General features: G+C 66.4%; 22 protein-coding genes and 1 other annotated feature. Of the genes, 4 read left to right on the forward strand and 18 right to left on the reverse strand.

Annotation, left to right across the window (positions count from 1 at the left end):
* Window positions 1-14: 14 nt before the first annotated feature.
* Window positions 15-1,076, reverse strand: coding sequence for an NAD(P)/FAD-dependent oxidoreductase (locus FOZ74_RS14930; protein ID WP_146913798.1), 1,062 nt, complete (start codon window positions 1,074-1,076; stop codon window positions 15-17).
* A 163-nt stretch (window positions 1,077-1,239) separates the two neighbouring features.
* Between FOZ74_RS14930 and FOZ74_RS14935 the strand changes: the two genes are divergently transcribed.
* Complete coding sequence (locus tag FOZ74_RS14935; protein WP_146913799.1) at window positions 1,240-1,941, forward strand: pirin family protein; 702 nt, start codon at window positions 1,240-1,242, stop codon at window positions 1,939-1,941.
* A 63-nt stretch (window positions 1,942-2,004) separates the two neighbouring features.
* Here the strand turns inward: FOZ74_RS14935 and FOZ74_RS14940 are convergent, their stop codons facing one another.
* The 4 genes from FOZ74_RS14940 to FOZ74_RS14960 all read right to left on the reverse strand — a co-directional run bounded on the left by FOZ74_RS14940 (window position 2,005) and on the right by FOZ74_RS14960 (window position 6,576).
* Window positions 2,005-2,742, reverse strand: coding sequence for an arginyltransferase (locus FOZ74_RS14940; protein WP_146913800.1), 738 nt, complete (start codon window positions 2,740-2,742; stop codon window positions 2,005-2,007).
* Window positions 2,739-3,488: a leucyl/phenylalanyl-tRNA--protein transferase gene (gene aat / locus FOZ74_RS14945; RefSeq protein ID WP_146913801.1), complete on the reverse strand. Its 750-nt coding sequence runs from the start codon at window positions 3,486-3,488 to the stop codon at window positions 2,739-2,741. The genes FOZ74_RS14940 and aat overlap by 4 nt, the downstream gene beginning before the upstream one ends.
* 29 nt (window positions 3,489-3,517) lie before the next feature.
* Window positions 3,518-4,720 (reverse strand): tryptophan synthase subunit beta, encoded by a 1,203-nt coding sequence (gene trpB, locus FOZ74_RS14950; RefSeq protein WP_146913802.1) that lies wholly within the window; start codon window positions 4,718-4,720, stop codon window positions 3,518-3,520.
* Between the two features lie 615 nt (window positions 4,721-5,335).
* A protein-coding gene (locus FOZ74_RS14960; protein WP_432417462.1) for an IS3 family transposase occupies window positions 5,336-6,576 on the reverse strand; the annotation gives its coding sequence in 2 pieces (ribosomal slippage) (window positions 5,336-6,285 and window positions 6,285-6,576; 1,242 coding nt in all).
* Window positions 6,185-6,298 (reverse strand) — a sequence feature (AL1L pseudoknot). Its footprint overlaps the gene before it by 114 nt.
* Window positions 6,577-6,596: 20 nt before the next feature.
* Between FOZ74_RS14960 and FOZ74_RS14965 the strand changes: the two genes are divergently transcribed.
* Complete coding sequence (locus FOZ74_RS14965; protein WP_146913805.1) at window positions 6,597-7,076, forward strand: Wadjet anti-phage system protein JetD domain-containing protein; 480 nt, start codon at window positions 6,597-6,599, stop codon at window positions 7,074-7,076.
* Window positions 7,077-7,353: 277 nt separating this feature from the next.
* Here the strand turns inward: FOZ74_RS14965 and gloA are convergent, their stop codons facing one another.
* Window positions 7,354-7,803, reverse strand: coding sequence for a lactoylglutathione lyase (gene gloA, locus FOZ74_RS14970; protein WP_146913807.1), 450 nt, complete (start codon window positions 7,801-7,803; stop codon window positions 7,354-7,356).
* Between the two features lie 65 nt (window positions 7,804-7,868).
* On the opposite strand from gloA, the gene selD reads away from it, so the two are divergent.
* A complete protein-coding gene (gene selD / locus FOZ74_RS14975) occupies window positions 7,869-8,939 on the forward strand; it encodes a selenide, water dikinase SelD (protein WP_146913808.1) in 1,071 nt (356 codons plus the stop codon).
* Window positions 8,940-8,990: 51 nt separating this feature from the next.
* Here selD and hmgA read toward each other — a convergent pair whose 3' ends face one another.
* Genes hmgA through FOZ74_RS14995 form a run of 4 tightly spaced genes read right to left on the reverse strand, consistent with a single transcriptional unit; the run spans window position 8,991 to window position 13,016 of the window.
* On the reverse strand, window positions 8,991-10,280 hold the full coding sequence (hmgA, locus tag FOZ74_RS14980) for a homogentisate 1,2-dioxygenase (protein WP_255437666.1): 1,290 nt from the start codon (window positions 10,278-10,280) through the stop codon (window positions 8,991-8,993).
* 47 nt (window positions 10,281-10,327) lie between these two features.
* Window positions 10,328-11,149: a thymidylate synthase gene (locus FOZ74_RS14985; protein WP_146913811.1), complete on the reverse strand. Its 822-nt coding sequence runs from the start codon at window positions 11,147-11,149 to the stop codon at window positions 10,328-10,330.
* A gap of 39 nt (window positions 11,150-11,188) precedes the next feature.
* Window positions 11,189-12,616 (reverse strand): FAD-binding oxidoreductase, encoded by a 1,428-nt coding sequence (locus FOZ74_RS14990; RefSeq protein ID WP_146913813.1) that lies wholly within the window; start codon window positions 12,614-12,616, stop codon window positions 11,189-11,191.
* Window positions 12,594-13,016 carry a DUF2069 domain-containing protein gene (locus tag FOZ74_RS14995; RefSeq protein WP_146913814.1) on the reverse strand — a complete coding sequence of 141 codons (423 nt, stop codon included), beginning with the start codon at window positions 13,014-13,016 and terminating at the stop codon, window positions 12,594-12,596. Before FOZ74_RS14995 ends, FOZ74_RS14990 begins: the two co-directional genes overlap by 23 nt.
* A gap of 29 nt (window positions 13,017-13,045) precedes the next feature.
* Here FOZ74_RS14995 and FOZ74_RS15000 point away from each other — a divergent pair, with 29 nt between their 5' ends.
* The gene (locus FOZ74_RS15000; protein WP_146913816.1) at window positions 13,046-14,311 is read left to right on the forward strand and encodes a YihY family inner membrane protein; all 1,266 of its coding nucleotides are present in this window, start codon (window positions 13,046-13,048) and stop codon (window positions 14,309-14,311) included.
* Window positions 14,312-14,469: 158 nt separating this feature from the next.
* Here FOZ74_RS15000 and dld read toward each other — a convergent pair whose 3' ends face one another.
* From dld to FOZ74_RS15040, 8 genes are all read right to left on the reverse strand, one after another.
* The gene (gene dld, locus FOZ74_RS15005; protein ID WP_146913817.1) at window positions 14,470-16,239 is read right to left on the reverse strand and encodes a D-lactate dehydrogenase; all 1,770 of its coding nucleotides are present in this window, start codon (window positions 16,237-16,239) and stop codon (window positions 14,470-14,472) included.
* The gene (gene lldD / locus FOZ74_RS15010; protein WP_146913818.1) at window positions 16,236-17,375 is read right to left on the reverse strand and encodes an FMN-dependent L-lactate dehydrogenase LldD; all 1,140 of its coding nucleotides are present in this window, start codon (window positions 17,373-17,375) and stop codon (window positions 16,236-16,238) included. Before lldD ends, dld begins: the two co-directional genes overlap by 4 nt.
* Window positions 17,372-18,181 (reverse strand): transcriptional regulator LldR, encoded by an 810-nt coding sequence (gene lldR / locus FOZ74_RS15015; protein WP_146914227.1) that lies wholly within the window; start codon window positions 18,179-18,181, stop codon window positions 17,372-17,374. The genes lldD and lldR overlap by 4 nt, the downstream gene beginning before the upstream one ends.
* A 79-nt stretch (window positions 18,182-18,260) precedes the next feature.
* Window positions 18,261-19,634: a TRAP transporter large permease gene (locus tag FOZ74_RS15020; protein ID WP_146913819.1), complete on the reverse strand. Its 1,374-nt coding sequence runs from the start codon at window positions 19,632-19,634 to the stop codon at window positions 18,261-18,263.
* A 17-nt stretch (window positions 19,635-19,651) separates the two neighbouring features.
* Complete coding sequence (locus FOZ74_RS15025) at window positions 19,652-20,236, reverse strand: TRAP transporter small permease subunit (RefSeq protein WP_146913820.1); 585 nt, start codon at window positions 20,234-20,236, stop codon at window positions 19,652-19,654.
* A 62-nt stretch (window positions 20,237-20,298) separates the two neighbouring features.
* On the reverse strand, window positions 20,299-21,351 hold the full coding sequence (locus FOZ74_RS15030; RefSeq protein ID WP_146913822.1) for a TRAP transporter substrate-binding protein: 1,053 nt from the start codon (window positions 21,349-21,351) through the stop codon (window positions 20,299-20,301).
* 432 nt (window positions 21,352-21,783) lie between these two features.
* Window positions 21,784-22,188 carry a Mor transcription activator family protein gene (locus tag FOZ74_RS15035; protein WP_186764615.1) on the reverse strand — a complete coding sequence of 135 codons (405 nt, stop codon included), beginning with the start codon at window positions 22,186-22,188 and terminating at the stop codon, window positions 21,784-21,786.
* Window positions 22,178-22,888, reverse strand: a complete 711-nt coding sequence (locus tag FOZ74_RS15040; RefSeq protein ID WP_146913825.1) for a regulatory protein GemA — start codon at window positions 22,886-22,888, stop codon at window positions 22,178-22,180. The genes FOZ74_RS15035 and FOZ74_RS15040 overlap by 11 nt, the downstream gene beginning before the upstream one ends.
* Window positions 22,889-22,891: the final 3 nt, after the last annotated feature.

A 22,891-nucleotide genomic window follows, 5' to 3' on the forward strand; every position in this document is an offset into this window, starting at 1 on the left:
CGACGGCGGTCGTCTCAGGTGGCGACGGCCAGCGCCAGTTCCAGCCCCGAGACGAAGGCGTCCTCCAGCCGATGGCCCAGGCACCAGTCGCCGCAGGCGCCCAGGTGCAGCGCCTTGTCCCAGACGAAGGATTGGCCCAGCGCGACCTGGGTTTGCGCATGCGGCCAGAGCAGGGCGCGCGCCGCGCTCGGTGTCGCGCGGATGCCGGTGATTTCGGCAAAGGCCTTGAGCAGCTTGTCCTGCACGCGCTGCGCACCGTCCATGCGGTGCTCTTCGGACCAGGCGGGGCTGGCCTGCACCGTCCAGCGCTCGACCTGGGCGCGCGCGGGTTTGGACGATTCGCGCGCCAGCCAGGCCACGCGGTGGTGGGTGCTGCGCGCCGCATTCCATTGCGGACCCAGCGTGGTCAGGCCCGGACGCACCGCCTGCGCAAAGCTCAGCATCAGCGTCCAGCACGGGGCCATGCGCACCTGTGCCAGGGCCGGTGCCCAGGCGGGGCGCAGGCCCGAGGCCCGCAGCAGTGTCAGTGCCTCGGGCGCGGGCAGGGCCAGCAGCAGCGCGTCGAAACTGCCCGCGTCTTGCAGATCCTGCGCATCCGGCCCGGTGACGGTCTGCAGCCGCCAGCGTGCGCCCAGGCGCTTGAGCCGCCCGACCTGCCGGCCCGTGTGAAGCTGCGCCAGAGGCTCTGCCCAGGCGGCGGCCAGCGCGTCCATGCCGGGCTGCGCCACCCAGTGCGCCTCGCCGGGGGGCGGCGCGGCGCTGACCACGCGGCCCGCGCCGTCAAGCACGCGCACGGTGCTCGCGCTCCAGGGGCGGCACAGGCCGGGCACGGTCTGCAGCGCGCGGGCGAAGCGCTCGTCGCGCACCGTGAAGTACTGCGCGCCGGCATCGAAGCCGCCGGCCGGGCTCTGCAGCGTCAGGGTGCGCCCGCCGACGCGCGCGGCCTGCTCGAACACGCTCACCCTGTGGCCCGCCTGCGCCAGCGTGCGGGCACAGACGATGCCGGCAATGCCGGCGCCGACGACGGCGTAATGCTGGGGCTTGCGCCGTGGCTGGACGGGGGCTTGCGCGGGCATGGCGGTCTTCCTTGGTGGCACTGGCCGCACTCTACACGCGCGCGCAGCCGGCGGGGAAAGCCGGGGCGCATGCCGCTGCGCGATCCGCCGGCGTCGCCCCTTGGCAAATGCCGCGTCGCACCCACATGGGAAGATGGCAGAACCCCGTCAAGGAGAACCCTTCATGCTCACCCTGCGCAAGGCCAGCGAGCGCGGCCTGGCCGACCACGGCTGGCTCAAGTCGCTGCACAGCTTTTCGTTTGCCGACTACTACGACCCGGGCCACATGGGCTGGGGCAATCTGCGCGTGATCAATGAAGACCGCATCGCGCCGGGCAGCGGTTTCGGTACGCACGGACACCGCGACATGGAGATCATCAGCTACGTGCTCTCGGGCGAGCTCGCGCACCGCGACAGCATGGGCAACGTGCAGGCGATACCGCCGGGCGACGTGCAGCGCATGAGCGCGGGCAGCGGCGTGATGCACAGCGAGTTCAACCACGCCCAGGGGCAGGAGACGCACTTCCTGCAGATCTGGATCCTGCCCGACGTCCAGGGCGTGTCGCCCAGCTACGAGCAAACGCGCGTGCCCGATTCCGCCAAGCGCGGGCGTCTGCACCTGATCGCCGCGCCCATGGGACAGGGCGGCGCGGTGGGCATGCATGCCGACGCGCGCCTGTATGCGGGTCTGTTCGACGGCGATGAAGCGGCGCGCCTGGTGATCGAGCCGGGGCGCAAGGCCTATGTCCACCTGGTGCGCGGGACGCTGGACGTCAATGGCGCGGCGCTCGCGGGCGGGGACGCCGCGCTCTTGCAGGACGAAACCCAGATCACGCTGGCGCAGGGCAAGGGGGCCGAGGTGCTGGTCTTCGACCTCGCACCGTGATAGCAAAAAAATAGCTACTTGTGCTTGATGGGCGGGCGCTGGAGGCCGATTTGGCTCATATTTTCAGTCGAAGCGCTTCCAGGCGCCGTCCAGCAGCAACTGGTGCGGTTTGAAGCGCGTCTTGTAATTCATCTTCGGGCTGAGCGCGATCCAGTAGCCCAGATAGACGTGCTCCAGTCCCATGGCGCGCGCCTGGGCGATCTGCCAGAGGATGCTGTAGGTGCCGTAGCTCGCGTCTTCGTCGGGGTCGTAGAAGGTGTAGACCGCCGACAGGCCGTTGTCCAGGATGTCCAGCACCGACACCATGCGCAGCAGCCCGGGCTTGCCGTCGGCCTGCGGCTCGCGGAATTCGATCAGGCGCGAGTTGACCCGGCTTTGCAGCAGGAACTGGGTGTACTGGTCGATGCTGTCGTGGTCCATGCCGCCGCCGGCGTGGCGTACCGCCTGGTAGCGCAGGTAGAGCTGGTAGTGCTCGGGCACGAAATGCAGGCGCAGCGCGCGCGCCTCGAGCGTGCGGTGGCGCCGCAAGGCGCGGCGCTGGCTGCGGTCGGGCCGGAAGTCCTGCGCCAGGATGCGTATCGGCGTGCAGGCATTGCAGCCTTCGCAGTGCGGGCGGTAAGTGAACATGCCGCTTCGGCGAAAGCCCTGGGCGATGAGTTCGGAATACACACCGCTGTGGATCAGGTGGCTGGGCGTGGCCACTTCCGAGCGCGCCAGACGCCCCGGCAGGTAGCTGCATTCATAGGGCGCCGTGGTGTAGAACTGCAGCGCCTGCAGCGGCAGGTCGTTGAGTTGGGTCATGCTGTGGTTGCGGGCAAAAGCTCGTCCCAGCATTGTGGTGCAAAACGCCAATCCAGCGCCGCCAGTGTGCGTGCCCGCGCCACATGCGCGAGGAAGTCTTCGCGGTCGATCTCGCGCGCGCCCAGCGACGCCAGGTGGCGCGTGTTCTGCTGGCAGTCGATCAGCCGCACCCCCTGGAGGCGGCACAGCGCCACCAGCGCCGCCAGGGCGATCTTGGAAGCGTCGCGCGCGTGGGCGAACATGGATTCACCGAACACCGCGCGCCCCAGCGCCACGCAGTACAGGCCGCCCACGAGTCGCCCGTGCACCCAGGTCTCGACGCTGTGGGCAAAGCCGGCGGCGTGCAGCGCCTCGTAGGCACGCACCATCCGCGGCACGATCCAGGTACCCGCCTGGCCGCTGCGCGCCGTGCTGGCGCAGGCGTGGATGACGGCGGCGAAGTCGCTGTCCACCCGCAGCTCGTGCCCGGGTGCGGCGCGAAAGCGCTTGAGCGTCTTGCGCAGCGAGGCGTGCAGGCGGAATTCGTCCAGCGGCAGCACCATGCGCGGCGCGGTGCTCCACCAGAGGATGGGCTGGTCCTCGCCGAACCACGGAAAGATGCCCTGCGCGTAGGCCGCCACCAGGTGCGGCACGTCCAGCGCGCCGCCGGCCGCCAGCAGACCGGGCATGGGGCTGTCCGGCCCCCAGCTGGTCTGCGGCGGCGGAAACGGGTCTTGCGCCGCCAGCCAGGGAATGGGGCCGCTCATGGCTGCAGCCTGCCGCGCGCCCGTGCGCTTCAGAGCCCGAGCTTGTGCGCCACGTAGTCCGCGTCCTTGTCGCCGCGCCCCGACAGATTCACGAGGATGTTCACTTCCTTGCCCAGCCCGGGCGCCACGCGCATGGCCCAGGCCACGGCGTGCGCGCTCTCCAGGGCCGGCACGATGCCTTCGACGCGCGACAGGCGCATGTAGGCGTCCAGCGTTTCCTTGTCGTCGGCCACCTCGTACTGCACCCGGCCAATGTCCTTGAGGTAGCTGTGCTGCGGCCCTATGCCGGGGTAGTCCAGGCCCGAGGCGATGCTGTGCACGGCCGCCGGTACGCCCGGCGCGTCTTCCAGCACGTAGCACTTCATGCCGTGGATCTCGCCCGGCTTGCCCATGGTGAGCGTGGCCGCGTGGCGCCCGGGCTTGTCCGTGCCTTCGCCCGCGGGCTCCACGCCCACCAGCTTGACGCTTTCGTCCTCCAGAAAGGCCGTGAACAGCCCCATGGCATTGGAGCCGCCGCCGACGCAGGCCGCCGCATAGTCGGGCAGCTTGCCGTGCTTGCCGAGGAATTGCTCGCGCGCCTCGCGCCCGACGATGCTTTGAAAGTCGCGCACCATCATCGGAAACGGGTGCGGCCCGACGACCGAGCCAATGGCGTAGAAGTAGTTGGTCGGGTCCTTCAGGTATTCCTCGAAGGCGTTGTCCACCGCCTCCTTGAGCGTGGCCGCGCCGCGCGTGACCGGTACCAGCGTCGCGCCCAGGATGCGCATCTTGGTGACGTTGGGATGTTCCTTCTCGATGTCCACCTGGCCCATGTGGATCTCGCACGGTATGCCCACCAGCGCGCAGGCCGTGGCCAGCGCCACGCCGTGCTGGCCCGCGCCGGTCTCCGCGATCACCTTGGTCTTGTTCATGAACCTGGCCAGCAGCGCCTCGCCCAGGCAGTGGTTGATCTTGTGCGCGCCGGTGTGGTTGAGGTCTTCGCGCTTCAGGTGAATCTGTGCGCCGCCGAGCTGCTGCGAGAGGCGCCGCGCGTGAAAGATCGGACTGGGCCGGCCGACGTAGTCCGTCTGCAGTTCGCGCAGTTCCTGCTGGAAGTCTGCGCGCTGCGTGATCTCGGCATAGGCCTTGCCGATGTCGTCCATCGCCTGCTTGAGAAACGGCGGCACCAGCTGGCCGCCGTAGGGGCCGAAATAGCCCTGTGCGTCGGGCATGGGTGCGAACGGGGTGGTCATGACTGCTCTCCTGTGCTTGTCGTTGCGAAGGGTCTTCGGGCGCCGCCGGCGCCGGCGATTGTGGCACGGCACCCCGGCGGCGCGAGCGCTGCGCGGGCACCGGCGCACACCGAGGCGAGTACGTCGCAGGCGCCGAGCGATGCGTCCGCGGCGGATTCGGAGTGGGAGCGCATCCTGGTGGACAGCGAAGGTCGCGTCGTCCTGGCACATCCGCCGGGCTTGCGTGGCAGTTTCGGCCCCGGGCAGGTAGCGCGATTGCTTACCGGCACAGAGGGCGCCAGCAGCGGGTGGGTGTCGTCTGCGGACACCCAGGGGCGGGCACAGCGGGCCTATTTCGCCCGCGATGACCAGGACTGGACTGCCGTGACCTGGACGCCCTGTTCAGCGCTGGACCCCACCTGCATGCCTGCGCTGGGCTGGCTCCTGGGCGCCGTGCTCGTGCTGCTGGTAAGCGCCGCGTGGGCCATGGTGCGCGCCGCGCTCGCGATGGACCGGGGCGCGGAGGAACGGGCGGTGCAGCGCACTGCGCCGCCCGTGGCCCCCAGGGGACCACCCGATGCCAGCGTTAGCTGGCAAGACCGCATGCTGGTTGAATCGCCCCAGGTTTCGAGGAGGCTACGTGGTTAAAGTGGCTGCCTCTTCCGAAGCGTGTTTGATTGCCAAGTTACTGAAGTATTTTGCTTCAGCTTCTACTGGTGGAATGTTACCGATGGGTTCAAGCAGTCGTTCGGTGTTGAACCAGTGGACCCAGCGCAGTGTGGCCAGCTCCAGTTGCTCACGAGATCTCCACGGCCCCAGTCGCTTGATCACCTCGGTCTTGTACAGGCCATTGATCGTCTCGGCCAAGGCGTTGTCGTAGGCGTCACCCACGGAGCCCACCGAGGCGACAACGCCAGCGTCGACCAGGCGCTCGCTGTAGCGCCAGGACAGATACTGTGAGCCTCTGTCCCCGTGATGCGTGAGCGCGCCCTTGTCCGGCTGACGCGCGTGCAATGCCTGCTCCAGGGCGTCCAGCACGAAATCGGTGTTCATGCACGTGCTTGTCTGCCAGCCCACGATACGGCGGGCAAAGACGTCGGTGACGAAGGCCACGTACAGCCATCCCTGCCAGGTGGACACGTACGTGAAGTCGACCACCCATAGCTGGTTGGGTCGCTCGGCGGTGAAGTTGCGATTGACCCGATCGAGCGGGCACGGCTGGGCGGCATCGGCCATAGTGGTGCGCACGCGCCTGCCACGGCGTGCGCCTTCGATGCCCAGGTGCTTCATCAGCCGAGCCACGGTACAGCGAGCCACGGCAATACCCTCACGCTGCAACTGGTGCCAGAGCTTGCGCACGCCATAGACCTGCCAGTTGGCGTTGTACACACGCTCAATCTCTACGGCCAGCACCTCATCGCGTTTGGCTCGCTCGCTACGCAGTTCAGGATCGCGCTGACAAGCAGCGTGACGCCAGTACGCCGACGGGGCGACCTGCAACGTCCTGCAGATCGGCTTGACCCCATGCACTTCGCGGTGCCTGTCGATGAACGCGTTCACTTGAATTTGCGGTCGAGCTCCGCCTGGGCGAAAAAAGCACTGGCAAGGCGCAATATCTCGTTGGCGCGCCGCAGCTCCTTGACCTCACGCTGCAGCGCCTTGATCTCATCGCGCTCGTGCGTGGTGACGCCGGGCCGCTGCCCGCCATCAACCTGGGCGCGCTTGACCCAGCTCAGCAAGGTTGTGGGCGTGCAGCCGATCTTGGGGGCAATCGCCGCCACGGCCTTCCACAGGGAGGGATACTCGCCCCGTCCCTCCTGCACCATCCGCACTGCGCGTTCGCGCACCTCTGCGGAAAACTTCGTTGCATTGTTCATGGCTCAATCCTCTCAAAGATTTGAGCCTCCTCGGAAACCGGGGCGATTCAGTACAAATCGATCCAGGTTTCGGCCAGCGGCTGTTGACAGTCGAGAATCTGACCACGTTCCACGAAATGGCCGGGCAACGGCCGGACGATGCCATCGTTATCTACACGGGCGGCATGCCGAGTCCATCGTGGAAGCGAGCCTATGCAGTGTTTCTGAAGGCGCTTGCGCCGACCGCGGCCCTCCATCACTGGGGCGACATCGACTTGGGCGGATTCCGCATTGCGTCGCACATCGCTAAGTGCTGCGAACAAGAAGGGCGTTCGCTCCGTTTGCATGGCATGCGCGCTGATGCCGTGCTACCTGGCACCGTTACCCAGCGTGAATTGGCACCCTCTGCACGGCGCGAGATTCTCAGGGTCTGTGAGCGCTGGGGGTGGGGTGAAGAAGCTGCAGCACTCGGGGCGCTCGCGGTCGAGCAGGAAGCGATGGAGCCATGCTGGCCCGAGTGATCACGGCAGCGGCGCAAGTACCTGTCGATCTATTGAGACTGTCCGAAGGTTTGCAGCTCGCGTGCGTGGGATCCTGCCACTCCGACACGCTCATGACCGTGGCCGTTGGCAACAACCCGTCAACCATGAACGTCTCAGATCAGCCCCAGAAACGGTCATGAAGCCGGTGAGCCCGAAAGGTTGCTCCTGGCCGATGGAGCGGAAGTTGATAGCCATGGCTGCGTGCCATCACCGGACAAAAAGAAGCCCGCTTGTGCGGGCTTCTGTTGCATATCTGCTACGCGCTGCGCAGCGGATCGGTGTTTTTGGCGTCCGACTGGCGTCCGTTATCGTAAGTTGTTGATTTTGTTTGTATTAGTTCGATCTTGTAGCCGTCCGGGTCCGTCACGAAGGCGATGATGGTGCTGCCGCCCTTGACCGGCCCGGCTTCGCGCGTGACCTGGCCGCCTGCGGCCTTGATGCGCTCGCAGGCCGCGTAGGCATCGGGTACGCCGATCGCGACATGGCCGTAGGCATTGCCGTGCTCGTAGCTCTCGACGCCCCAGTTCCAGGTCAGTTCGATTTCGGCCTGGCCGGGGTTGCCGCCCTCGTAGCCGAGGAAGGCGAGCGAATATTTGTATTCGGGGTTCTCGCTGGTGCGCAGCAGCTGCATGTCCAGCACCCGGGTGTAGAAATCAATGGAACGCTGCAGGTCGCCGACCCGCAGCATGGTGTGTAGAAGTCGCATGCGGTGATTATGGCGAACGGCCCGGGGCGGACAATAGGCGTTTCGATTCCATCGTTTGCACTGCCATGATCCACAGCCCTCTTGAAGCCGCCGCGCCCCTGCGCCTGACCAGTCTGTCGCACGGTGGCGGCTGCGGATGCAAGATTGCCCCGGGGGTGTTGCAGGAGATCCTTCAGGGCAGCGCCGCAGGCTGGGTGCCGCCCGAACTGCTGGTAGGCAACGAGACCGCGGACGACGCGGCCGTGTACCGGCTCAACGAAGAACAGGCGCTGGTGGCCACCACCGACTTCTTCATGCCCATCGTGGACGATCCCCATGACTTCGGGCGCATCGCCGCGGCCAATGCCATCAGCGACATCTACGCCATGGGCGCACGGCCCATCATGGCGCTGGCCTTGCTGGCCATGCCACTGGCCAGGCTCTCGCTGGAGACGATAGGCGCGGTGGCGCGCGGTGGGCAGGCCGTCTGCCGCAAGGCGGGCATCCCCATTGCGGGCGGTCACACCATAGACTCGGTCGAGCCGATCTACGGGCTGGTGGTCATGGGCCTGGTGCATCCTGAGCAGGTCAAGCGCAACCGCGACGCGCGCGCTGGCGATGTGCTCATCCTGGGCAAGCGCCTGGGCGTGGGCGTGCTCTCCGCGGCGCTCAAGAAGGACAGGCTCGACGCCGCAGGCTACGACGCGCTCATTGCCAGTACCACGCAGCTCAATACGCCGGGCATGGCGCTGGCGCAGCTGCCGGGGGTCCATGCGCTCACCGACGTGACCGGTTTTGGCCTTGCCGGCCATGCGCTGGAGCTCGCGCGCGCCTCGGGGTTGACGGCGCAGCTGCGCTACGACAGCCTCGCATTGCTGCCGCAGGTGGCGCAGCTGGTCGAGCAGGGCCTGCAGACCGGCGCGTCAAGGCGCAACTGGGATGCCTACGGCGCTGAGGTCCTGCTGGATCCGGCGCTCGCGCCCGCTGCGCGCGCCATCCTCACCGACCCCCAGACCTCGGGCGGCCTGCTCGTCAGTTGCACGCCCCAGGTCGCGCCCGAGGTGTTGCGCCTGTTTGCCGAGCAGGGCTTCGAGCATGCAGCCGTCGTGGGTGAAATGTTGCCCCCAGGCGGCCACACCCTGGTCGTGCGCGCTTGAAGGGCGGCAGCAGACCCGGTGCGCCTGAACCCGTATCTGCCCGCCGGGGCCCTAGCGGCGCGCGGGGTCGAAGTGCTTCTTCAGCCCCGTCCAGCATTCGTGGTAGCGGCGCTGGCGCTGGGGTGACTCCAGTGCGAAGCGCGTGGCCTGGATGACCACTGGCGTCTCGAACATGATGGCCATGGTGTCGCGGATGTAATCGGGCTGGCTGGTGTCGTGGCTGCTGGCCTTGTCGAAGGTGCCGGCATCCGGTCCGTGGCCGATCATGGAGTTGTGCAGCGACGCACCCCCCGGGGCAAAACCCTCGGCCTTGGCGTCGTAGGCGCCGTGTACCAGGCCCATGAATTCGCCGGCGATGTTGCGGTGAAACCACGGTGGGCGGAAGGTGTCGAGCATGGCCAGCACGCGCGGCGCGAAGGCGACGAAGTCCAGCGTGTCCACCCCCGGCGTGCTGCTGGGCGCGTGCAGCACGAGGAAGATCGACGGGTCCGGGTGGTCGTAGCTGATCGAGCCTATGGGGTTGAACTTGCGCAGGTCGTATTTGTAGGGTGCGCCGTTGCCGTGCCAGGCGACGACGTCGAGCGGCGAATGGCCTATGGGCGCGCGCCACAGGCGCCCCTGGAACTTGGCCACCATCTCGAAGCTGCCTTCCTTGTCCTCGTAGGCCGCCACGGGTGTGAGGAAGTCGCGCGGGTGCGCCAGGCCGTTGGAGCCGATCACGCCCAGATCGGGCAGGCGCAGATGGGCGCCGTAGTTCTCGCAGACGTAGCCGCGCGCGGGGCCCTCGGGCAGATCCACGCGAAAGCGCACGCCCCGCGGAATCACCGCGATCTCCTGCGGCTCGATCTCGATCAGGCCGAACTCGGTGGCAATCGACAGCCGTCCCTGCTGCGGCACGATGAGCAGTTCGCCGTCGGCGTTGTGAAAGTAGCGCGTGCCCATGGACTGGTTGGCCGCATAGATGTGGACCGCGCAGCCGGCATTGCCGCCCATGGTGGTCATGCCGTCGACGAAGTCCACTTCCGCGCTCGGGCCGGGCAGGGGCAGCGGGTCCCAGCGCAGCGGGTTGGGCGGCGTGGGCACGTCGTCGAAGTGGCTGAGCCAGCGCGGCGCGATGTCGCAGGGCTCGTAGGGCTCCTGCACCGCTGCCGGGCGGATGCGATACAGCCAGGAGCGCCGGTTGGCATGGCGCGGTGCGGTGAAGGCGGTGCCCGAGAGCTGTTCGGCATACAGGCCGTAGGGCGCCTTCTGCGGTGAATTGCCGCGCGCCGGCAGCGCGCCGGGCAGGGCCTCGGTGGAAAACTCGTTGCCGAAGCCCGGCATGTAGCCTTGTTCAGACATGGTGATCTCCTCAAACGTCAGGGGCCAAAGCCTAGCCCCAATTGGCATCAGACGGCGACCGGTGCCTTGAGCGCCGGATGGTGCCGGTAGTCCTGCACCTCGAAGTCCTCGTAGGCATAGTCGAAGATGGACGCGGGCCTGCGCTGGATGTGCAGCACCGGGTAAGGGTAGGGCGCGCGCGCCAGCTGCGTGCGCACCTGCTCGAGGTGGTTGCTGTACAGGTGGCAGTCGCCGCCGGTCCAGATGAAGTCGCCCACGCCGAGGTCGCACTGCTGCGCCAGCATGTGCGTGAGCAGCGCGTAGCTGGCGATGTTGAAAGGCACGCCCAGGAAGATGTCGGCGCTCCTCTGGTAGAGCTGGCAGCTGAGCTTGCCTTCGGCCACATAGAACTGGAACAGCGCATGGCAGGGCATGAGCGCCATCCGGGGCAGGTCCGCCACGTTCCAGGCCGAGACGATGATGCGCCGGCTGTCCGGGTTGCTCTTGAGCTGCTCGACGACCTGCGCGATCTGGTCGATGTGCGCACCGCCCGGCGCCGGCCAGGAGCGCCACTGCACGCCGTACACGGGCCCGAGATCGCCGGTGTGCGGGTCGGCCCATTCGTCCCAGATGGTCACGCCCCTTTCCTGCAGCCAGCGGGCGTTGCCGCTGCCGCGCAGGAACCACAGCAGCTCGTGGATGATGGACTTGAGATGCACCTTCTTGGTCGTGACCAGCGGAAAGCCCTCGGCCAGGTCGAAGCGCATCTGGTGGCCGAAGACGCTCAGCGTGCCGGTGCCGGTGCGGTCGCCCTTGGCCACGCCGTGTTCGTAGACGTGGCGCATCAGGTCTTCGTACTGGGAGCGGACGGGGCGTTCAGTTTCAAGCATGAAATTGGGCTCTAGCGCTTGTGTGGCGGGCGCAAGCAGCTATGGTTTGGAGAGTACGCAGCCTGGATTCATGATGCCTTGCGGATCGAGCGCCTGCTTGATCGCGCGCATCATCGCCAGCGCCACCGGCGGCTCGTAGCGCTCCAGTTCGTGGGTCTTGAGCTGGCCCACACCGTGCTCGGCCGAAAACGATCCGCCGAATTGCGCCACCGCGTCGTACACCAGCCGGTTCACGCGCGCCTCCTGCTCGCGCAGGAAGACCTTGCCGTCGTCGCCTTCGGGCGCCTGCACGTTGTAGTGCAGGTTGCCGTCGCCCAGGTGGCCGAAGTTGACCAGGCGCACGCCGGGGATCTCGCGCGTGAGCAGCGCATCGGTGTGCTCGACGAAGGCCGGGATGCGCGAGGCGGCCACCGAGATGTCGTGCTTGATGTTCAGCCCCTCCTCGGCCTGGGCCAGCGGAATGCTCTCGCGCACGTGCCAGAGCTCGCGGGCCTGGGCGATGCTCTCGGCCACCACCGCGTCGAGCACGCAGCCCTCGTCGAGTGCGTGCTCCAGCAGGTGCTCGAAGCGTTCGCGTGCGTGCTGCTCCGATTCGCTGTCGGCGTTTTCCAGCAGCACGCAGTAGGGCGCCCCCTGCATGGCGGCAAAGGGCACGCGCAGCTGCGGCATGTGGCGCGCGACGAGCGAGAGCGCGAACTGTCCCATCACCTCGAAGCCGGTGAGCGATGCGCCCAGGTGCTGGTGCGCCAGGCCCAGCAGGCGCACGGCGGCTGCCATCGAAGGCACGGCGGCCCAGGCGGTGAGATCGGCCACCGGCTTGGGAAAGAGCTTCATCGTGGCGGCGGTGATCACGCCCAGCGTGCCTTCGCTGCCGATGAAGAGGTGGCGCAGGTCGTAGCCGGTGTTGTCCTTGCGCAGACCCGACAGGCCCTCCCAGACCTCGCCCTGCGCCGTCACGACCTCCAGCCCCAGGCACAGCTCGCGCGTATTGCCGTAGCGCACCACCTGCGTGCCCCCGGCGTTGGTGCCGAGATTGCCGCCGACCGTGCACGAGCCTTCGGCCGCGAGCGAGAGCGGAAACAGCAGGCCATGCTGGTCGGCGTATTCCTGCAGCGTCTGCAGGATGCAGCCGGCCTCCACCGTCACGGTGAGGTTGTCGCGGTCGATCGCGCGGATGCGGTTCATGCGCGTGAGGCTGAGCACGATTTGCGTGCCGCTGTCGTCGGGCGTCGCGCCCACCGACAGGCCGGTGTTGCCACCCTGCGGGATCAGCGCCGTGCCCGCCTTGGCGCAGGCGCGCACCACGGCGGCCACCTCGGCCGTACTGGCCGGGCGCACCACGGCCAAGGCCTTGCCCTGGCGGCGGCGGCGCCAGTCTTGTTCCCAGGCACAGAGCTTGCCTTGGGTGAGTACGTGGTCTGCGCCGACGATGCTGCGCAGCGCTTCAAGGAGAGGTTCGGGAGTCATGCAATTCCGGTCGAGAGGGACGTGCCGCGCGCAGGCGCAGGCGGATATGCATCACGCAGGCGGCAAACAGCAGCAGGCTCAGGGCGATTTCGATCAGCGCCAGCCAGCGGCTGGGGGCGGGATCGCTCCAGGCGCGCACCACGCCTTCGGTGAAGTACAGCCACAGCAGCAGGCTGAGCCAGCGGTAGGTGTACATGCGCCGCTTGAGCAGGCCCGCCAGCGGCAGGGCCAGGGGCAGCGCCTTGAGTGCGATCCAGGAGCCGCCGGGGCGCAGGGGGCTGAGCCACAGCTCCCAGGCCAGGCACAGCACGATCAGCAGCGTCAGGGCCGTGATCGCCAGGGTCTGGCTCAGTACCACCAGGGGCGGCGGTGCGGCGGAGATGGGCGGCGTGGTCGGCATGGTCGGCGGAATCTGGGATCATACGGGCGATGAGATTCACCCGCGCCACCGTCGATCACGTTCTGCGCCGGCTGCGCCACTTTCCCTGGCAGGGGGTGGCCCTGCTGATGGCCGAGCGCTACCGCGAAGACCGCCTGGGCCAGACCGCCGCCAGCCTGACCTACACCACGCTGCTGGCGCTGGTGCCTTTCCTGACCGTGGTGCTGGCGATCTTTTCCGCCTTCCCGATCTTCGCCGAGATGCAGCAAGTGCTGCAGACCTGGCTCACCCAGAGCCTGTTCCCCGAGAACATCTCGCGCCCGGTCATGGACTACCTCATGCAGTTCGCCGCCAAGGCCAGCAGCCTGGGCGCGGTGGGCTTCTTCTTTCTCATCGTCACGGCGCTGGCGCTGATCCTCACGATAGACCGCACGCTCAACACCATCTGGCGGGTGCCGCGCCTGCGCCCGCTGGGCCAGCGCGTGCTGATCTACTGGGCGTCGATGACGCTGGGCCCGCTGGTGCTCGCCGGCGGCCTGATGCTGACCTCCTCGGTCGCCTCGGCCGCGTCGCATCGCATCGGCGGCTCGCTGCCCGGCGGGGTGCGCCTGCTGTTCGCCAGCATCGAATTCCTGGTCATGGCCGGCGGCATGTCGGCGCTCTACCACTACGTGCCCAACACCACGGTGCGCTGGCGCCACGCGCTGGCTGGCGGCGTGTTCGTCGCGCTGTGCGTGGCCGTGGCCAAGAAGGGACTGGCGCTGTACCTCGCATCGGTGCCGACCTATTCGCTGATCTACGGCGCCTTTGCCACGCTGCCCATCCTGCTGCTGTGGGTGTACATGGTCTGGGTGATCGTGCTGCTGGGAGCGGTGATCGCGGCTTACGTGCCGCGCCTGCGCACCGCGCTGGCGCATCCGGATGCGCAGGACCAGGCGCCGTTCGCGCTCGCGGTGCAGGTGCTGCAGCAACTGCAGGCGGCGCTGGCCCGGCCCCACCGGGGCCTGACCAGCGCGCAGCTGTCGCGCCTGCTGAACGCGGGCGAGCCGCAACTGGCCGCGGTGCTGCAGGTGCTGCTGCAGCTGGACTGGGTGGCGCAGATCAACGAAGTGGCCTCGGGCGCGCGTGACCTGTCCGATGCGCGCTACCTGCTGCTGGCCGAACCCGCGACCACCCCCATGGAGCCGCTGGTGCAGCGCCTGCTGCTCGAGCGTGCCCCTGCGCTGGAGCGCTTCTGGGGGCATACCGGCATGCAGGTGCTCAAGCTGGCGGACGTGCTCGCGCGCGAGCCGGCAGCTGGCGCGCACGCGCATTGAGGCGCGCCGCCGCGCCTTGCTGCGGCGCCAGCACCTGCACGAAACCGCGCGTGGCCAAAGATCTCGCAGGTCGGTCGCAATTCGCGCCCCGGCGCGCCGTGCCATTTTGATGTCTCGGGCCAGGATGCGAGAACTATTCTCGCCGCAGGGGCGGCCCGTCAGTCTTGCGCTGGCTCCGAGTACCCTCGGGGCCAGTGCCCGGGTTCATTGCAGCACGGTTGCCAGTTGCGCAGGCGTGTCGTGTGGCCTATGCCGGGGTTGAAGGTGTTGCTCGGGTCCAGCGAGCGATAGAAATCCGCCAGTTCCGGTTTGGCGGCATACAGGTGGCCGACGTTGTGCTCGGCCGGGTATTCGGCCCGGCGTGTGTCGAGCAACGCCCACATGCGCTGTTCCATGGCGAGTGGGTCCACTCCCTTCCTGACGATGTAGTCCTGGTGAAAGACGTGGCACAGGAAATGGCCGTAGTACAGCCGGTGCACGATGTCGCGCTGCATGTCGGCGGGAAGCTGCTCCACCCAGTCGCGGTCATTGCGGCGAAGGGCAATGTCCAGTGCGACGATGTCCTCGATCTCCGAACGATGCGCGGCGCGGTAGCGAATCGCCGCTCCGGCGATGGCGAAGCGGTGCAGGAATGCCTTGCGTCCTTCCTCGGGGGTGCACTCGAACCAGTCCCCGGCGCTGCCTGCGGTGAACAGGCGTGCCAGAAATTCGCGCGTGGCCGGTACCGCATCGTCGGACACGCGCACCAGAAGGTGGTGTTCGTAGCGTGCGCGCCATTGCCCCATGCGTGCAGGCAGATGGGCGGGTAGCAGCCGGGTGATCGCTTGCAGCAGGCGATCGGTGGCGCCGTACAGGCCCAGGCGCTCCAGCCAGCCGTCGATGCGGCTCTTGAGCGCGAATGCCGCCGGCATCCAGGAGGTACCGAGATGGTTGATCAGCAGGAACGTGTCTTTGCCATACCGTTCGCCGATATCGTAGGCGGTGCGGTGGATGTATTCGCCAGCGATCGGCAGGCTGGGCAAACCCGTCAGCAGGTGGCGGCGGATCGCAGTCAGGTCATCGGGTGTGTTGCTGCCGATGTAGAACACCGTGCCGGTTTCCCTGGGGAAGGTATCCAGCCGGACGGCAAACAGGCACAACCTGCCGGCCGAGCCTGAAGCTTCGAACAAGCGCGACGGATCGGCATTGAAGCGCGCCGGAGTGTCGGCGTCGACGTCGCGCACGTGTTCGGCGTAGTGCTTGTCCGATGCCGGATGCCGTGGATCATGGCTGATGTCCGCCTCGGTGTAGTCGCCGGCTTGCAGGCGCGTGAGGATTTCTTCGGGTGTAGTGCCCAGCGCGATGCCCAGATGGTTGACCAGTTCCAGCCTGCCGCGGTCGTCCACGCGGGCGTAGAGCGCCAGCTCCGTATAGGCCGGGCCGCGGCGCACCAGCGCACCGCCGGAGTTGTTGCAGATGCCGCCCAGCACCGAGGCACCTATGCACGAGGAGCCGATTACCGAATGCGGCTCGCGCTGCAACGCGGCGAGTTCCCGCTCCAGGCGATGGAGCGTCGCGCCGGGCAGACAGACCACCTGCGCACCGTCGGCAATGATCTGCACGCCGCTGATGCGCATGGTGTTGATCAGGATGACCTGCCGGTCGTATTCGCTGCCATCGGGCGTGGAGCCGCCCGTCAGGCCGGTATTGGCGGCCTGCATGATGACGATGCAATCGGCTGCGACGGCTGCCTGCAGCACCTTCCACTGCTCCAGCAGACTGCCCGGGCGGACCACGGCCAGAACCGGACCCTGCCCCGTGCGGTGACCTTTGCGGAAACGCCGCGTGGCTTGCGGGCCGGTCAGTACGTGGGTGCGTCCGACGATTTTGCGCAGCTGCGCCAGGAGTGTGTCAGTTGCGTGCGCCGTGGTGGCAGGCGTGGCACTCATGCCTGCTGTGCCAGCAAATCGGCGGTGATCTCGGTGATCTTGCTGACGCTGGTGAGCGTCATGGCGACGCGTATTTCCTTTTCCAGCAATTGCAGCAGCTGCGCGACACCGGCTTCACCCGCAGCGGCCAGTGCGTAGACGTAGGCACGGCCGATCATCGCTGCGTCGGCCCCGAGCGCGAGCGCGCGCACGACATCCAGGCCGCTGCGCACGCCGGAGTCGAACAGTATCTTGATCTGGCCCTTGACTGCTTCGGCGATGGCCGGTAGCGCACGCGCAGAGGACAGGACGCCGTCGAGCTGGCGTCCGCCGTGGTTGGAGACGACGATACCATCGGCTCCGAAGCGCACCGCGTCCCGGGCGTCTTCGGGGTCCAGGATGCCCTTGATCACCATGGCACCCTTCCAGAACGCGCGGATCCATTCGAGGTCCTTCCATGAGATGGACGGGTCGAAGTTGGCGTTCAGGTAGCCCATGTAGTCCTGCAGGCTCGTGGGGCTGCCGCGGTAGGCGGAGATATTGCCCAGGTCATGCGGGCGGCCCAGCAGGCCGACATTGCAGGCCCAGCGTGGATGCAGCATGGCCTGCAGGTAGCGGCGCAGTGCCGCGTACGGGCCGCTCATGCCGGAATGCGCATCGCGATAGCGCGCTCCGGGCACCGGCATGTCAACGGTGAACACCAGGGTCGAGCAGCCCGCCGCCTGGGCGCGCTCCAGCGCATTGCGCATGAATCCGCGATCCTTGAGCACGTAGAGCTGAAACCACATGGGCCGCTCGATCCGGGGAGCAACCTCCTCGATCGGACAGACCGAGACGCTGGACATGGTGAACGGCACGCCATGGGCATCGGCTGCGCGCGCCGCCTGCACCTCGCCGCGGCGACGGTACATGCCGGTCAACCCCACGGGTGCGAGCGCCACGGGGATGGCCAGCCGTTCACCGAACAGTTCGGTGCTGGTGTCGAGCCGGCTCATGTCCTTGAGCACGCGCTGGCGCAGGGCTACCTCGGAGAGATCCTGCGTGTTGCGTCGCAGCGTCCACTCGTCATAGGCGCCGCCGTCAATGTAGTGAAACAGGAATGGAGGAAGGAATTTTCGTGCCGCCGGGCGGTAGTCGGCGGCTGAGGAGATGATCATTGCGATGACTCTGCGTCGGTTGGTGGTGGTTCGGTATCGGGCAGCAGCGTGGGCGCCAGGTCCACCGGCAGGCGCATCGAGCGCTCGCGCCGGGCGGCGTCTTCGTCCAGCCGCACGATGGTTGCGCGCACGTGTTCCAGATGCACGCCGATGCTCGATCGTGCGCGTTGCGGATCACCTTCCAGAACGGCCAGCATCAGGTCCTCGTGCTGTTGCGTCAGCTCCTGCAGCGTCTGCGGGGCGCTGAGCCGGAACATGTCGAGGCGGTTGCGCTCGACGGTGGACAACATCAGGGTGAACAGGCTGTGCATCACCTGCACCAGCACCAGGTTGTGCGAGGCTTCGGCAATCGCCAGATGAAACTGCGCATCGGCTCGCGCGGCCAGTTCGGCGTGGCCGCTTCGCTGGTACTGGAGCATGACGTTGAAGCAGCGCCGGATATGCGTCTTATCCTGCGCCGTGGCGCGCTGCGCGGCCAGCCAGGCGGTACTGGTTTCGAGTGCATGCCGCGTCTCCAGCACATCGTAGCGGTAGTGCGGATCGGAATCGATCAGCCCTGCCAGCGGCTCCATCGCGCCGCGCAGCCATTCGGCCGTCGGATGGGTCTGCAGGTAGGTGCCGTCGCCGCGGCGCGAAGCCAATATGCCCTGGCTGGTGAGTTTCTGGATCGCTTCGCGCACGGAGGTGCGCGAGACGCCGAGATCCTCGGCCAGCCGCCGCTCGGCGGGAAGCCGCTGTCCGGGCTGCAGTCGGCGCGACTGCACCAGGGCCAGCACTTTCTCGACGACGTGATCGGCCAGGCGCATGGCGGGCGTGTTTTCTGCTTGCGGGTGCTTCATGTCCGGGAATCATCCACGTAAACCGGCTGCCGTGCCGGTGGACGGATCATCCTCCCGGAGCGCCGTACATCTGCTGCGGTAGCCACAGGATGATCTGCGGGAACAGCAGGCACAGCGCCACCATGGCCATTTGCAGCAGTACGAAGGGGATGATCCCGATGTAGATGTCGCGTATGGTCACGCCGGCGGGCACCACGCCCTTGAGGTAGAACAGCGAGAAACCGACCGGCGGCGTCAGGAACGAGGTCTGCAGCATCAGGGCGATGAGGATCAGGAACCAGGTCATGTCGGTTCCATTGAGCTTGATCACTGGGGCCAGCAGCGGCAGGATGATGAGCACGATCTCGAACCAGTCGAGGAAGAACCCGGCGACGAACACGACCGCGAGCACCAGCAGCACCAGACCCGTCGGGCCCAGGCCCGTGCCCTTGAAGAATTCCGTGATCAGCTCATCGCCGCCAATCATGCGCAGCACGTAGGCGAACACCGTCGCGCCGATGAAGATGGCGAAGATGAAGCTGGTGGTCAGCGTGGTTTCCACGCCCACTTGGCGGATCACCTGCCAGCTCAGCTTGCGGTTGATCGCGGCCAGCACCATGGCCCCGGCCGCGCCCAGACCGGAGGCTTCGGTGGGTGTGGCAATGCCGAAGAAGATGGAGCCGAGCACCAGCAGGATCAGCCCGAAGGTTGGCAGTGTCGACAGGAAGGCTACGCCTACCTGCGCCAGCGTCAGCTTTTCGGCATTGGCCGGGCGCGGCGGGACGATGTCGGGTCGGATGAAACCGACCGCGACGACGTACACCATGTACAGCGTGCCGAGCAGCAGGCCGGGGATGAGCGCCCCCATGAACAGATCGCCCACGGAGGTGGAGACCTGGTCGGCCATCAGCACCAGCATGATGGACGGCGGGATCAGGATGCCCAGCGTGCCGGACGCCGCCACCAGGCCCGAGGCGATCGGTTTGGAATAGTTGTGCTGCAGCAGGATCGGCATTGCCAGCATCGCCAGCAGCACCACCGAAGCGCCGACGATGCCAGTGGACGCAGCCAGCAGGATGCCGATGACGATCACCGTCAGCCCCAGCCCGCCGCGGATCCCACCGAACACCTTGACGAAATTGCGCATCATCACGTCGGCAACGCCCGAGCGGTCGAGCATCAGGCCCATGTAGACGAACATCGGCAGCGATACCAGCACCCAGTTGGACATGATGGCGTCGAAGCGGTCGATGATGCCGGAGAACTTGACCCAGCTGGTCAGCAGGAAGGTGTCCATCCCGAACTGGGTTGTCAGCGTGATCGCCAGCGCCGTGAAGAGCACCGAGACGCCGGCCAGCAGCCAGGCCACCGGAAAGCCCAGGAACAGGCAGACGATGAAGCTCGCCATCAAGGTGAGCGAGAGGATTTCGTAGAACGGCATGATGGTTGGTCGCTGCTTCAACGGCTGGTTGCGGGGGAGGCGGCGCAGTGGCGCAGCGCCGCCCAGACGCGCGTCAGGCGGCCCAGGCCGGCCAGCGCCAGCAGTGCGAAGGCGGTGATCAGGAAGGATTTGAGCGCCCAGCGAAACGGCAGTCCGCCCGGCGCGGCGGATATCTCGCCAAGCTGCCAGGACGTGACCACGAAGGGCACGCTGAACCAGATGGCCAGCACCGCAAAGCTGAGCAGCAGCAGAGCGATGCCCAGCAACTCGATCCACAGCCGCACCCGGTAGGGGAATTTTTCAGCAATGACATCGATGCGCACGTTGCGTTCATGCACCTCGGTGAACGACAGGCCCAGCATGAAGCCGACCGCGTACAGGTGCCATTGGACTTCCTCCAGCATGATGGAGCCGATACCAAAGACGTAGCGCAGCACCACCTGCAGGACGATGACGGCCACCAGCACGGTCCACAGCACCGAGGCTGCTTCGCCCACCCGGTCGATCAGGCGATCGACGGTGCGCGAAAAGCCCGTGGTGGGCAAGGCGATGCCGGAAGGCCCGGTGAACAGGGCCTGGGCGTCGTGAGAATGTGTTGCCATGGATGAGAACTCGTGAGTGGCCTTGCCGCCGCGGCGCAAGCGCCCGCGGCGGCGCGACCGGGTTACTGGTAGTCGCGCGGCAGGTAGCCCAGGTGGTGCCACTGGGCGTTTTGCTTCTGGAAGGCATTCATGCTCTCGAGCACCTTCTTGAAGGTTGCATCCTTGGCCGCCTCTTCATCGAGTACCTCGCGGGACGCCTGTGCGAAGGCATCGAGCATGGTCTTGTTGAACTGGCGGGCCTGTACGCCTTCCTTCTCGAATTTCGCCAGCACGCTGCCCTGCAACGCCTCTGCCTTGGCCAGCGAGATGGCGACGCCCGCGGTGCAGGTGGTCTCGATCTGGGCCTGTGTCTGCGGCTTGAGCTTGTTCCAGGCGGCGATATTCACGTAAAGGAACTGGTTGGTCGACGGCTGGTGCCAACCGGGCATGTAGTAGTTCTTTACCACCTTGGCGAAACCCAGTTGTTCGTCCACCGTGGGCAGCGAGAACTCGGTGCCGTCGAGCACGCCCTTTTCCAGCGCCTGGAACAGCTCGCCGCCGGGCAGCATGGTCACCGAGGCGCCGAGCTTCTGGTAGATCTTGCCGCCCAGGCCCGCCGCGCGGAACTTCAGGCCCTTGAGGTCTTCGGGGGTGTTGATTTCCTTGCGGAACCAGCCCGCCGCCTCGGGGCTGATCGAGCCACACAGGATGGGATAGACGTTGTGCGGCTTGTACGCCTCCTTGAGCAGCGCGTCACCGCCGCCGTAGTACATCCAGGCGATGAATTGCGGGGTTTCCATCCCGAACGGAACCGCACCGAAGAGCGCCGAGACCGGCACCTTGCCGATTTCATAGCCCATCCAGCTGTACCCGGCCTCGACCTTGCCCGTCGAGACGCTGTCGAAGACCGCCAACGCGGGTACCAGCTTGCCGGGCTCGAACACCTGGAGATTGACGCTGCCCCCCGTCACTTTCTTCAGTTGCTCGGACACCCACGGCATGGTGTCGCCAAGGGCCGTGAGGTTGGCGCCAAAAGACATCGGGACGCCCCATCGCACGGTCTCCTGAGCCGAGGCGGCGGTGGCTGCTCCCGCGAGCAGGGTGGCGAGGGCGAGGGCCTTGAGTGATGGTTTCATGGAAAGTTGTCTCCGTCAGGATGGGAAAAGAGGGGTATCGGAGGCTTCGAACGAGTGGTTCCGACATGGGAAGCTACGTATTCATTGGTACGACCAAAATGCCATGCCAGCGAACACATCGCGATTTTGTCGGCTATTTCTTATCAAAAATGCCAGGGTAAACACTTAAAAATCATGGAATTTACCTTGTATTTTGTTATTGGTAATACCAATATAGCTTGCGGACACATGGAAAGTTCTGCTGGAGAGGGCCGACCATGGCAGCGGCTGTGAGGCCAGATGGCTCGGCCTTGGGGGACGCTAGCCTTGAAACGAAGTGAGAAAAGTAAAGAGGGAACGGCGCGAAAACTGGGATTTTCGGGAACAAGGCGGAACGGAACGAAACGGGCAAATGCAACGACGTTGCAATCCGTGTAATCGCCGCGCCGGGGATCAGAGTTCTTCGGTTTCGGGCTCTGGCTTGCCAAGCAGGTCACCCTGCCCTGGTGCAGCCTGGGCCTTGCATTGGGCCTTGATGCGCTCGCCGATGCGGCGCAGCAGTTTGCGCATGCCGCGCGGGGTCATCATGAAGTGGCGGGCGACCTGATCAAGGTTGTTGCCGGTGTACATGTCCCATGCTTCCAGCTCTTTCAGGGTGAGCCGATAGTACTCATCCTTGGGGAAAGAAACCACCTGACCGGCCCAATAGCAACTCAGGAAATCCACCACTGCGGCCCCCACGATCCGAGCAGTGTCCGCAGGAGTGCCCAAGTCCACGAGCTCGCGTTCGACCACGTCGCACAGCTCGGCAAGCAGCTCGTGGCGCTTGAGCAATGCCCGAGAGATTTCATTCTTCAACGGGGGCCTCCGCATCGGCAGGCGCGTCAGGGCGCTGCCCAGGAATCGGGCGACCCAGCGCCTTCATGAGGTATTCCCAAGCGTCCCAGTGCTTGTCGAAGCCTTGACCGTCTCGCAGCGTGAATTGAGCCTTGAGCGCAAGGTCGGCCTGGTCTTTGGAGAGCTGACCAGCTCTGGCGGCTTCGACCGCCTCGCTGAGAAGGTCCGCCACGATCGCCGGTAGATAGCGCATGCCCCACTTCTTGAGCGTTTCGATCAGCAGTTCCGTGCGGTAGCGCGGGGTGTTCAAATCGGGCCGCGTGCCACGTGCCCATCGCAGATCATCAACTTTCGCGATGCGCTTCACGTAGGCGGCCAGGGCCTGCTCACTGGGGTCCTTGACGATCCCAAGGGCATGCAAGAACAGCCACAGCGCGCGGACCTTGGCGTTTTCTGGCGAAGCGGATATCGGGCGTGCCTTGGCAGTGCTGCGCACCCGAAAACCTGCTTTTTCAAAACGTGTCAGCGCCACCTTGAGAGACGAGTAGTTCATGTCGGCCGTCGATTCGTGCCTACCGTTTGATGCGGCACGCAGGATCTCTCGGTAACCCGGCTCATCCAGATGGCCAGCGCGCTCCAAGTCACGACGAGCCACATGGATGATCTTGATCAGGCGGGCTCGGCCGGCTGTTGCTGAAGGATTTTTGGCGGGCAAAGTCATCTC

Origin of the sequence: Comamonas flocculans (assembly GCF_007954405.1) — a bacterium.
Taxonomy (GTDB): Bacteria; Pseudomonadota; Gammaproteobacteria; order Burkholderiales; family Burkholderiaceae_C; genus Comamonas_C; species Comamonas_C flocculans.